The sequence below is a fragment of the Alicycliphilus denitrificans K601 genome (assembly GCF_000204645.1).
Lineage (GTDB): Bacteria > Pseudomonadota > Gammaproteobacteria > Burkholderiales > Burkholderiaceae_C > Alicycliphilus > Alicycliphilus denitrificans.
Genome location: NC_015422.1, coordinates 4,171,115 through 4,182,378, shown reverse-complemented (window position 1 = coordinate 4,182,378; position 11,264 = coordinate 4,171,115). Strand labels below are relative to the sequence as shown.

Genomic DNA, 11,264 nt, shown 5'->3' with positions numbered 1-11,264 from the left:
GCTTTTCTCGCGATCAGGCAGCGGATGCCTTGGCTGCAGCCTCGATCTTGGCCACGAACTCGTGGCGGAAATGCTTGATCATGGCGCGCACGGGCATCGCGGCGGCGTCGCCCAGCGCACAAATCGTGCGGCCCATGATGTTGAAGGCCACCGAATCCAGGACCTCGATATCCTCGACACGGCCCTGGCCATGCTGGATGCGGTGCACCACGCGCCAGAGCCAGCCCGTGCCCTCCCGGCAGGGGGTGCACTGGCCGCAGGACTCGTGCATGTAGAAGTAGGACAGGCGCATCAGCGATTCCACCATGTCGCGCGAGTCGTCCATCACAATGACGGCACCCGAGCCCAGCATGGAGCCGGCCTTGGCGATGGAGTCGTAGTCCATCGTGCATTCCATCATGATGGAAGCGGGCAGCACGGGTGCAGACGAGCCGCCCGGGATCACGGCCTTGAGCTGGCGGCCCTTGCGCACGCCGCCCGCGAGTTCGAGCAACTTGGCGAACGGCGTCCCCAGCGGGATCTCGTAGTTGCCGGGACGCTCCACGTCGCCCGAGACCGAGAATATTTTGGTCCCGCCGTTGTTGGGCTTGCCGCATTCGAGGTAGGCCTGGCCGCCGTTGCGGATGATCCAGGGCACGGCCGCGAAGGTCTCGGTGTTGTTGATGGTCGTGGGCTTGCCGTACAGGCCGAAGCTGGCCGGGAACGGCGGCTTGAAGCGCGGCTGGCCTTTCTTGCCTTCCAGCGATTCGAGCAGCGCGGTCTCCTCGCCGCAGATGTAGGCGCCAAAGCCATGGTGGGCGTGCAGCTGGAAGCTGAAGTCGCTGTCCATGATGTTGCTGCCCAGGTAGCCCGCCGCGCGCGCCTCTTCCAGCGCCGCCTCGAAACGTTCGTAGACCTGGAAGATCTCGCCATGGATGTAGTTGTAGCCCAGCGAGATGCCCATCGCGTACGCGGCAATGATCATGCCTTCGATCACGATGTGCGGGTTGTACATCAGGATGTCGCGGTCTTTGCAGGTACCGGGCTCGCCCTCGTCGGAGTTGCACACCAGGTGCTTCTGCCCCGGGAACTGGCGCGGCATGAAGCTCCACTTCAGGCCCGTGGGGAAGCCTGCGCCGCCGCGGCCGCGCAGGCCCGACTCCTTGACGGTAGCGATCACCTGGTCCTGCGTGAGGCCCTCGCCGCCATCCTTGCCCAGGATCTTGCGCAGCGCCGCATAGCCGCCGCGCGCCTCGTAGTCCTTGATGCTCCAGTTGCTGCCATTGAGGCCCGCATAGATCTGCGGGTTGATGTGGCGGTCATGGAAACAGGTCTGTACGCCCGTGGCCTGGAACTGCGACAGGACTTGTGCGGCCGTGGTCATTGCTTACCCTCCGCAGCGCGCAGGCCATCGACCAGTTGATCGAGCTTGTCGTTTTCCATGAAGCTGCACATGTGACGATCGTTGACCAGCATGGTCGGCGCATCGGCGCAGGCGCCCAGGCACTCGCATTGCTGCAGGGTGAACAGGCCATCCTGCGTGGTCTCGCCCATCGTGATGCCCAGCTTGGCCTCCAGATGGTGCAGCGCCTGGTTGCCGCCGCGCAGCTGGCAAGGCAGGTTGGTGCAGACGGCCAGCTTGTACTTGCCCACCGGCTGTTGGTTGTACATGTTGTAGAAGGTCGTGACCTCGTGCACGGCTATCTGGGGCATGCCCAGGTACTCGGCAATCGCTGCCTCGCTTTCCTGGCTGATCCAGCCCTGCTCCTGCTGCACGATGGACAGGCAGGCCATCACGGCGGACTGCTTCTGCTCAGGCGGGTACTTGGCCACTTCGCGCGCAAAGCGCTCCTTGGTCGCTTCGGTAATCATCGGTCAATCTCTCCGAACACGATATCCATGGTGCCGATGACGGCGACAGCGTCGGCGATCATGTGGCCGCGCGTCAATTCGTCGTACGCCGCCAGATGGGCAAAGCCCGGGGCGCGAATCTTCAGGCGATAGGGCTTGTTGGCGCCGTCACTCACGAGGTAGATGCCGAACTCGCCCTTCGGATGCTCGACGGCGGCATAGGCTTCGCCCTCGGGCACGCGGAAGCCCTCGGAGAACAGCTTGAAGTGGTGGATCAGGTCTTCCATCCCCGTCTTCATGCGCTCGCGCGGCGGCGGCGCAATCTTGTAATTGTCGACGATGACGGGGCCGGGATTGGCACGCAGCCAGTCCACGCACTGCTTGATGATGCGGTTGGACTGCCGCATTTCCTCGACGCGCACCAAGTAGCGGTCGTAGCAGTCGCCGTTCTTGCCCACGGGAATGTCGAACTCGACGCGGTCGTAGGCGTCGTAGGGCTGCTTCTTGCGCAAGTCCCAGGCCACTCCCGAGCCGCGCAGCATCACACCCGACATGCTGAGATTCAGGGCACGCTCGGCCGAGACGACGCCGATGCCCACGGTGCGCTGCTTCCAGATGCGGTTGTCGGTCAGCAGGGTCTCGTACTCGTCCACGTAACCGGGGAACTTGGCGCAGAAGTCGTCGATGAAGTCCAGCAGGCCGCCCTGGCGGTTGCGGTTGAACTCCTCCAGGGCCTTAGCGTTGCGCACTTTGCTCGGCTTGAGCTGCGCCATGGTGTCAGGCAGGTCGCGGTACACGCCGCCGGGACGGAAGTAGGCCGCATGCATGCGCGCGCCGGAGACCGCCTCGTACATGTCGAACAGGGTCTCACGCTCGCGGAAGGTGTACATCAGCACCGTAGATGCGCCCAGGTCCATGCCATTGGAGCCCAGCCACATCAGGTGGTTGAGCAGGCGGGTGATCTCGCCGAACATGGTACGGATGTACTTGGCGCGCAGGGGCACCTCGACGCCCAGCATCTTCTCGATCGCCAGACAGTAGGCCTGCTCGTTGCACATCATGGACACGTAGTCCAGGCGGTCCATGTAGGGCAGCGACTGGATGTAGGTCTTGTACTCGGCCAGCTTTTCCGTGGCGCGGTGCAGCAGGCCCACGTGGGGGTCGGCGCGCTGCACCACCTCGCCGTCGAGTTCCAGCACCAGGCGCAGGACGCCGTGCGCGGCGGGGTGCTGCGGTCCGAAGTTCAGGGAATAGTTCTTGATTTCAGCCATGATCGAACACCTTGGCGGACAACCGCCTCAGTGCAGGCCTCCGTAGTTGTCTTCTCGGATGATGCGTGGCGTGATCTCACGCGGCTCGATGGTCACGGGCTCGTAAACGACGCGGCGCTGCTCGGCGTCGTAGCGCATCTCCACATGGCCCGAAAGCGGGAAGTCCTTGCGGAAGGGGTGGCCGATGAAGCCGTAGTCCGTCAGGATGCGGCGCAGGTCGTTGTGGCCGTCGAACACGATGCCATAGAGGTCGAACGCCTCGCGCTCGAACCAGTTGGCGCCATTCCAGATTCCGGTGACGGAAGGAATGACCGGGAAGTCATCGTCCGGACAGAACACCTTGACGCGCAGCCGCTGGTTCAGCGACAACGACAGCAGGTGCGTCACCACGGCGTAGCGGGGCCCGTCCGTCCCCACCTCGCCATAGGTCGAATAGTCCACGCCGCACAGGTCGATCAGCTGCTCGAAACGGCATTGCGGCGCATCGCGCAGGATCTCCATGGCCGCCAGGTAGTCCTCCGCGGCGACCACCACGGTGACCTCGCCGAGCGCCAGCCGGATCTCGCGCAGCTTGTCGCCCAAGGCACCGGCCACGGCGTCGCGCAGCTTCTCAGGGTGAATGGCAATGTCGGTCATCGAATCCCCTCAAACGCGCGCAATGGTGTGGGTGCGGCGGATCTTCTGCTGCAGCTGGATGATGCCGTAGATCAGCGCCTCGGCCGTCGGCGGGCAGCCCGGCACGTACACATCCACCGGCACCACGCGGTCGCAGCCGCGCACCACCGAGTAGCTGTAGTGGTAATAGCCGCCGCCATTGGCGCACGACCCCATGGAGATCACCCAGCGCGGCTCCGCCATCTGGTCGTAGACCTTGCGCAGAGCGGGGGCCATCTTGTTGCACAGCGTTCCGGCCACGATCATCAGGTCGGACTGGCGCGGGCTGGCACGAAACACCTCGGCGCCGAAGCGCGCCAAGTCATAGCGCGCCGCGGCGGCGTGCATCATCTCCACCGCACAGCAGGCCAGACCGAAGGTCACAGGCCAAAGGGATCCGGTCTTGGCCCAGTTCACCACGGCGTCATAGCTCGTGGTGACGAAGCCCTCCTTCATCACACCTTCAATCATCGTGTCATTCCTTGTATGGCGCCTGCATGGCGCCGCTCATTCCCAATCCAGGGCGCCTTTTTTCCACTCGTAGGCAAAGCCTATGACCAGGATGGAGAGGAAAATCACGACGGCTACGAAGCCCGTCGCCCCCACGTCCTGCAATGCCACGGCCCAGGGAAAGAGGAAGGCGATTTCCAGATCGAACAGGATGAACAGGATGGCCACGAGGTAGTAGCGCACGTCGAACTTCATGCGCGCATCGTCGAAGGCCTCGAAGCCACATTCGTAAGGGGAATTCTTTGCCGGATCCGGGCGGTTGGGCCCCAGTACATAGCCCAGCAGGAGCGGCACGACGCCAACACCGATGCCGACCAGAATGAACAAAAGGACTGGGAGGTATTGATCGAGGTTCATCTGGAGGATGTACTCATCGCTGGAGACCACCTCGCATGCCCCGCTTTGCGGGCCAGGAGGTGGCCTCTTGTGATTGGTGCCGTCGGCGAGACTCGAACTCGCACAGCTTTCGCCACTACCCCCTCAAGATAGCGTGTCTACCAATTTCACCACGACGGCTGCTGTATGCATCTGGATGGCATGAGGACCGGAAAAACGGTTTTGGCTTTCCAGACAGACTAAGATTCTACCCCGGAAAAACCCTGTCACAAAGCGGAGAAGCGGTTTTTTATGACGCCCCTCGTCCACTCACTTCGTGGGGATTTGCGCGGCGCCCGATGCAGGCTCCGCGGCAGGCGCGGGCACCGCCGTGGAGGCGCCGGCGGCAGGTACGGCGGCGGCCGGCGTTTCCAGCACGCTGCCGCTGCTCGCGGGGCGTTGATTGCCGAAATAGGCCAGGGCCAGCGTGGCCACGAAAAAGATCGTCGCCAGGACGGCCGTGGTGCGCGACAGGAAGTTGGCGCTGCCGCTGGCGCCGAACAGGCTGCCGGAGCTGCCGCTGCCGAAGGCGGCACCCATGTCGGCGCCCTTGCCATGCTGGATCAGGATCAATCCGATCATGCCCAGCGCCGCCAGCATCTGGATCGCCAGGATTATGTTCACGACTGCATTCATGCTTTTTCAGCTCCTAATTCCGTAGCTGCTTGCGCTTGTATAGCATGCGCTGCAGCAATAATTTGCAGAAAATCTGCGGCCTTGAGCGAGGCCCCGCCCACCAGGCCGCCGTCGATGTCGGGCTGCGCCAGCAGCTGCGCCGCGTTGGCGGCATTCATGCTGCCACCGTACAGCAGGGACACGCGGTCGGCGCGCTCGGTCGCCGCCGCCAGCTGGGCGCGCAGCACGGCGTGCACCTGCTGGGCCTGCTCGGGGGTCGCCGTGCGGCCCGTGCCGATGGCCCAGACGGGCTCGTAGGCGACCACGATTTCGCTGATGCACTGGCCATTGGACTGCACCACCGCCGCCAGCTGACGCTTGACCACGGCCTCCGTCTGCCCCGCCTCGCGCTCCGCCAGAGTCTCGCCCACGCACACGATGGGCGTGATGCCAGCCGCCAGCGCGCGCTGCGCCTTGGCCGCCACCACGGCATCTGTCTCGCCGTGGTACTGGCGGCGTTCGGAGTGCCCCACGAGCACGTAGCGCGTGCCGAAGTCGCGCAGCATGGCCGCGGAGACCTCTCCCGTGAACGCGCCCGACTCATGCTGCGACACGTCCTGGGCGGCAAGCGCGATCGCCGAGCCGGCGACCAGCCCCTGCACCTGCGCCAGGTACGGCGCCGGGACGGCCACGGCCACGGCGCAGGCGGCCTCGCCGAGCCCGTCGCGCAGCGCCTGCAGCAGGGCCGCGTTGGCCTGCAGGCTGCCGTTCATCTTCCAGTTGCCGGCAATGAGTTTCTTTTTCTGAGTCATGTCGTCCATGTCAAAACAATCTTGCCCACATGTTGGTTGGACTCCATCAGCGCGTGCGCCTGGGCCGCATCGGCCGCAGCGAACGTGCTGTGGATGACCGGCTTCACCGCGCCCGACGCCAGCAGCGGCCAGACCTGCTCGCGCAGGGCCTTGGCGATCGCCGCCTTGAAGGCCACGGGGCGGGGGCGCAGCGTGGAGCCCGTGATGGTCAGGCGCTTGCGCAGCACCAGGGCGGCGTTGAATTCGGCCTTCACCCCACCCTGCACGGCGATGATGACCACGCGCCCGTCCTCGGCCAGGCATTCCACCTCGCGCGCCACGTACGGGCCCGCCACCATGTCGAGCACCACGTCCACGCCCCGCCCTTCGGTGATGCGCTGCGCTTCGGCCACGAAGTCCTGCGATTTGTAGTTAATGGCGTGGTGCGCGCCCAGCGCCAGGCAGGCTGCGCATTTCTCGTCCGTGCCCGCGGTGACGATGACCGTGGCGCCGCGCGCGCGCGCCAGCTGGATGGCCGTGACGCCGATGCCGCTGCTGCCGCCCTGCACCAGCAGGGTCTCGCCCGCCTGCAGGCGCGCGCGGTCGAACACGTTGCTCCACACGGTGAAAAACGTCTCGGGCAGCGAGGCCGCCTCCACATCGCTCAGCCCCTCGGGCACCGGCAGGCATTGCGCCACGGGGGCCACGCAGTACGCGGCGTAGCCGCCGCCGGCGACCAGTGCGCAGACGCGATCGCCCACGCGGATGCCCGCCTGCGCCATGGCGGCGGCATCGCCGGACTCCACCACGCCGGCCACCTCCAGGCCCGGCAGGTCGGACACGCCCGGCGGCGGTGCGTAATGCCCCTTGCGCTGCAGCACGTCGGGACGGTTCACGCCACTGGCCGCGACGCGGATCAGCAGCTCGCCCGCACCGGGCTGCGGCAGCGGGCGTTCGGCAAGGCACAGCCCTTCGGGCGGGCCGAACGCTGAGATTTCTACCGCTTGCATCACATTCTTCATTGCAATATTGGAATGTTTCAAGGCTCCAGCACTTATGGAGTAAGCGCCAGGAGCTCTTATTTCAATAGCAACACCATGCGCCGGCCCCGGGGCGCGGCGCGGCCTTACGGTTACTGCTGCTCCGGCGCGCCATTGTCCCGGCGCTCACGGCGTTCGCCACGGGGCTCACGCGGTTCACGGGGCTCGCGCGGCTCGCGTTCCGGCAGGCCCGCGGGGCGCTCGGCGAGCGCCTTCATGGACAACTTGACGCGGCCCTTGTCGTCGGTCTCCAGCACCTTGACCTTGACGATCTGGCCTTCCTGCAGGTAATCGCCGACCCTCTCCACGCGCTCGTGGGCGATCTGGCTGATGTGCAGCAGGCCGTCCTTGCCAGGCAGCAGGTTGATCAGCGCACCGAAGTCCAGGACCTTGGTGACCGGGCCTTCGTAGACCTTGCCGATCTCGACCTCGGCCGTGATCTCCTCGATGCGGCGCTTGGCCTCGTCGGCCTTGGCAGCCTCGGTAGCGGCGATGGTGATGGTGCCGTCTTCCTCGATGTTGATCTGGCAGCCGGTCTCGTCGGTGAGCGCACGGATGGTGGCGCCGCCCTTGCCGATCACGTCGCGGATCTTCTCGGGGTTGATCTTCATCGTGAAGAGCTTGGGCGCGAAGCTGCTGATCTCGGTCTTGGCCTCGCCCATGGCTTCCTGCATCTTCCCGAGGATGTGCATGCGCGCTTCCTTGGCCTGGGCCAGCGCGACCTGCATGATTTCCTTGGTGATGCCCTGGATCTTGATGTCCATCTGCAGGGCGGTGATGCCGGCCGTGGTACCGGCCACCTTGAAGTCCATGTCACCCAGGTGGTCCTCGTCGCCCAGGATGTCGGTGAGCACGGCGAACTTGTTGTCTTCCTTGATCAGGCCCATGGCGATGCCGGCCACGTGCGCCTTCATGGGCACGCCCGCATCCATCATCGACAGGCAGCCGCCGCAGACGGAGGCCATGGACGAGGAGCCGTTGGATTCGGTGATCTCGGACACCACGCGGATGGTGTAGGGGAACTCTTCCTTGCTCGGCAGGCAGGCCACCAGGGCGCGCTTGGCCAGGCGGCCATGGCCGACCTCGCGGCGCTTGGTCGAGCCCATGCGGCCCACTTCGCCGGTGGCGAACGGAGGCATGTTGTAGTGGAACAGGAAGCGGTCCTCGAACTCGCCGGCCAGCGCGTCGATGCGCTGCGCGTCGCGCTCTGTGCCCAGGGTGGAGACGACCAGGGCCTGGGTCTCGCCACGCGTGAACAGGGCCGAGCCATGGGTGCGCGGCAGCACCGAGGTGCGGATCTCGATGGGGCGCACGGTGCGCGTGTCGCGGCCATCGATGCGCGGCTCGCCCGCGAGGATCTGCGAGCGCACGATGCGCGCCTCGATGTCGAACAACATGTTGTCGACCTTGACGGCGTCGAACTCCACGCCCTGCTCCGTCAGGCCAGCCTTCACGGCGGCATAGGCCTCGCGGCAGGCCTGCGTGCGCAATTGCTTGTTGCGGTTCTGGTAGGCGGCGCGCAGCGTGCCTTCGCCCAGCTCGGCCACCTTGGCGATCAGGGCCTCGTCCTTGGCCTCAGGCTGCCAGTCCCACACAGGCTTGCCCGCGTCGCGCACCAGTTCGTGGATGGCGTCGATGGCGATCTTGCCCTGCTCGTGGCCATAGACCACGGCGCCGAGCATCACGTCCTCGGGTAGTTGCAGGGCCTCGGACTCGACCATCAGCACGGCGGTCTCGGTGCCGGCGACGACCAAGTCCATCTGGCTGTTCTTGCGCGCCGTCTGGCCGGGGTTGAGCACGTACTCACCATTGATGTAGCCCACGCGCGCGGCGCCGATGGGGCCGTTGAACGGAATGCCCGACACCGACAGGGCGGCGCTCGTGGCGATCATCGCGGCGATGTCGGCGTCCACCTCGGGGTTGAGCGAGATGGTGTGGATGACCACATGGACTTCGTTGTAGAAGCCTTCGGGGAACAGCGGGCGGATCGGGCGGTCGATCAGGCGGCTGGTCAGCGTCTCCAGCTCGCTGGGCTTGGCCTCGCGCTTGAAGAAGCTGCCGGGGATCTTGCCGGCGGCGTAGGTCTTCTCGATGTAGTCCACGGTCAGCGGGAAGAAGTCCTGGCCCGGCTTGGCGTTCTTGGACGCCACCACGGTAGCCAGCACCACGGTGTCGTCGATATTGACCAGCACGGCGCCGGATGCCTGGCGGGCGATCTCGCCCGTCTCCATGGTGACCGTATGCTGGCCCCACTGGAAGGTCTTGGTGACTTTGTTGAACATCGTCATGCGTTTACTCCTGAAAAAATAGCTACTGGCGCGCCAATAGCATAGGTTTGGAGGTAAAACAGATCGCGATGCCATTCCAGACAAGCGCTAGTAGCTATTTAATCAATAGCAAACCGAACGCCAACGCCGGCGTGGAATGACACAGCTTCGCTCTGTTTCTCTCCGAAAGAAAAAAGTAAAAAACGCCTGAGCTAGCGAGCTAACTCAGGCGTTTCGATCTTGCACCGTGCTTACTTGCGCAGGCCCAGCTTGGCGATCAGGGCCGTATAGCGGTCGGCGTCCTTGGCCTTGAGGTAGTCCAGCAGCTTGCGGCGGCGGCTCACCATGCGCAGCAGGCCGCGGCGGCCGTGGTGGTCCTTGGCGTGTTGCTTGAAGTGGGGTGTCAGCTCGTTGATGCGGGCCGTCAGCAGGGCCACTTGCACTTCGGGGCTGCCGGTGTCGTTTTCGGCACGTTGGTTGGCCTTGACGACTTCGGCCTTGATGGAGGCAGCGATCATGTGAATTTCCTTGTAGGCAGGCGGCGCGCGGCCGCCCTGGGTTACTTGCGCCGTGGGCTGGAAGGGCCTGCGGCGTGCGTCTTGCACCATGCAAAACCTGTCGATTATATCTCGCACCGGCTTCGGCGCCCACCCGGGCGGCCCCGGATGCCCAGGAGCGCGCCATCGATCCCATGATGCGAAGGCACGAACAACACACCCAGGGAGGCGCACCATGAGAGCTTCACACACGCCCGGGCGCACTGCCGCATGGGCCATCGCCCTGTGCATCTTCGGCCTGTGCTCGGCCACCTGCAGCCACGCAGCCACCGCCAGGCCGCACCAGGAAGCAGGCGCCGCCGCGCATGCGCCCGCCAAGAAGTCCCGGTCGACCAAGGTCAAGCACCAGCAAAACCATTCCGGCGAAAGCACCGCGGAACGCGACCGGCGGCTCTACCGCGAATGCCGGGGCCTGCCCAACGCAGGAGCCTGCCTGGGCTACACGCGCCGCTGACGCCCGGGCGCCCCTTTTCCTGAAATCGGGGCAAAACTCGGCTATAATCCGCTCTTCGCCACGAGGCTGAACAGCAGATTCCCGATCTGCTCTTTCAGAAAAGCGGCGATTTTTGAAGAAGCATGAAAATTTCATGCTAGAATTCAAAGCTTAGCGGCTGTAGCTCAGCTGGATAGAGTACTTGGCTACGAACCAAGGGGTCGTGGGTTCGATTCCTGCCAGCCGCACCAAACGGTAAGCCCTGGAACTGCAAGGTTCCGGGGCTTTTTCGTTTCTGCCGCATTGACGAGTCCGTGAACCGGACGCCGCATTCAGGCACCATAAACGCATGAGCAAGGCTTTCACCAAGGAAACCGATGCCGGCGACGACGAGCCGGCCCTGCCGGCCGTCATTCCCGCCGGCGGCAAGAACTACATCACGCCTCAGGGCTATGCGCGGCTGCGCGCCGAATTGCTGTCGCTGATCGACGAGGAGCGCCCCAAGGTGGTCGACATCGTCCACTGGGCCGCGAGCAATGGCGACCGCTCGGAGAACGGCGACTACCTGTACGGCAAGAAAAGGCTGCGCGAGATCGACCGGCGCATCCGCTTCCTCACCAAGAGGTTGGAGATCGCCGAGGTCGTGGACCCGTCCGTGCACGCCGGCAGCGATCAGATCTTTTTCGGCGCCACCGTCACCTACGTCGATGACGAGGGCGTGGAGCGCACGGTGACCATCCTCGGCGTGGACGAGGCGGACAACGGCCTGCAGCAGATCAGCTGGATCTCACCCGTCGCACGCGCCTTGCTCAAAGCCCGCGAGGGCGATGAGGTCTCGCTGCAGACGCCTGCGGGCACGCGCACGCTGGAAATCCTATCCGTGCACTACCCCGATCCGCAGCGCGGGGAAGGCTGACGCGT

At 64.9% G+C, this 11,264-nt stretch carries 13 protein-coding genes and 2 tRNA genes; 3 read left to right on the top strand and 12 right to left on the bottom strand.

Annotated features, from left to right (window positions below):
- Positions 1-13: 13 nt before the first annotated feature.
- The 12 genes from nuoF to rpsO all read right to left on the bottom strand — a co-directional run bounded on the left by nuoF (position 14) and on the right by rpsO (position 9,871).
- Positions 14-1,363: an NADH-quinone oxidoreductase subunit NuoF gene (gene nuoF / locus ALIDE2_RS19905; RefSeq protein ID WP_013722986.1), complete on the bottom strand. Its 1,350-nt coding sequence runs from the start codon at positions 1,361-1,363 to the stop codon at positions 14-16.
- Complete coding sequence (gene nuoE / locus ALIDE2_RS19900) at positions 1,360-1,851, bottom strand: NADH-quinone oxidoreductase subunit NuoE (protein ID WP_013517936.1); 492 nt, start codon at positions 1,849-1,851, stop codon at positions 1,360-1,362. The genes nuoF and nuoE overlap by 4 nt, the downstream gene beginning before the upstream one ends.
- Positions 1,848-3,101 (bottom strand): NADH-quinone oxidoreductase subunit D, encoded by a 1,254-nt coding sequence (locus ALIDE2_RS19895; RefSeq protein WP_013517935.1) that lies wholly within the window; start codon positions 3,099-3,101, stop codon positions 1,848-1,850. Before ALIDE2_RS19895 ends, nuoE begins: the two co-directional genes overlap by 4 nt.
- A gap of 27 nt (positions 3,102-3,128) precedes the next feature.
- On the bottom strand, positions 3,129-3,737 hold the full coding sequence (locus tag ALIDE2_RS19890; RefSeq protein WP_013517934.1) for an NADH-quinone oxidoreductase subunit C: 609 nt from the start codon (positions 3,735-3,737) through the stop codon (positions 3,129-3,131).
- A gap of 9 nt (positions 3,738-3,746) precedes the next feature.
- Positions 3,747-4,226, bottom strand: a complete 480-nt coding sequence (locus ALIDE2_RS19885; RefSeq protein WP_013517933.1) for a NuoB/complex I 20 kDa subunit family protein — start codon at positions 4,224-4,226, stop codon at positions 3,747-3,749.
- Between the two features lie 36 nt (positions 4,227-4,262).
- The gene (locus ALIDE2_RS19880; RefSeq protein ID WP_041701668.1) at positions 4,263-4,622 is read right to left on the bottom strand and encodes an NADH-quinone oxidoreductase subunit A; all 360 of its coding nucleotides are present in this window, start codon (positions 4,620-4,622) and stop codon (positions 4,263-4,265) included.
- Positions 4,623-4,696: 74 nt separating this feature from the next.
- Positions 4,697-4,781, bottom strand: a tRNA-Leu gene (locus ALIDE2_RS19875).
- Between the two features lie 129 nt (positions 4,782-4,910).
- Positions 4,911-5,276, bottom strand: a complete 366-nt coding sequence (gene secG, locus ALIDE2_RS19870; RefSeq protein WP_013722985.1) for a preprotein translocase subunit SecG — start codon at positions 5,274-5,276, stop codon at positions 4,911-4,913.
- A complete protein-coding gene (tpiA, locus tag ALIDE2_RS19865; protein WP_013517930.1) occupies positions 5,273-6,076 on the bottom strand; it encodes a triose-phosphate isomerase in 804 nt (267 codons plus the stop codon). The genes secG and tpiA overlap by 4 nt, the downstream gene beginning before the upstream one ends.
- Positions 6,064-7,056 (bottom strand): NAD(P)H-quinone oxidoreductase, encoded by a 993-nt coding sequence (locus ALIDE2_RS19860; RefSeq protein WP_238530058.1) that lies wholly within the window; start codon positions 7,054-7,056, stop codon positions 6,064-6,066. Before ALIDE2_RS19860 ends, tpiA begins: the two co-directional genes overlap by 13 nt.
- A gap of 122 nt (positions 7,057-7,178) precedes the next feature.
- Entirely contained in the window at positions 7,179-9,374 is a 2,196-nt protein-coding gene (gene pnp, locus ALIDE2_RS19855) for a polyribonucleotide nucleotidyltransferase (protein ID WP_013517928.1), read from the bottom strand.
- Between the two features lie 230 nt (positions 9,375-9,604).
- Entirely contained in the window at positions 9,605-9,871 is a 267-nt protein-coding gene (gene rpsO / locus ALIDE2_RS19850; protein WP_041701110.1) for a 30S ribosomal protein S15, read from the bottom strand.
- 214 nt (positions 9,872-10,085) lie between these two features.
- On the opposite strand from rpsO, the gene ALIDE2_RS19845 reads away from it, so the two are divergent.
- The 3 genes from ALIDE2_RS19845 (at position 10,086) to greB (ending at position 11,259) form a co-directional block, all read left to right on the top strand.
- Positions 10,086-10,364 carry a hypothetical protein gene (locus ALIDE2_RS19845; RefSeq protein ID WP_013517926.1) on the top strand — a complete coding sequence of 93 codons (279 nt, stop codon included), beginning with the start codon at positions 10,086-10,088 and terminating at the stop codon, positions 10,362-10,364.
- A 153-nt stretch (positions 10,365-10,517) separates the two neighbouring features.
- Positions 10,518-10,594 (top strand) — tRNA-Arg (locus tag ALIDE2_RS19840).
- A 98-nt stretch (positions 10,595-10,692) separates the two neighbouring features.
- A complete protein-coding gene (gene greB, locus ALIDE2_RS19835; RefSeq protein WP_013722984.1) occupies positions 10,693-11,259 on the top strand; it encodes a transcription elongation factor GreB in 567 nt (188 codons plus the stop codon).
- Positions 11,260-11,264 lie beyond the last annotated feature (5 nt).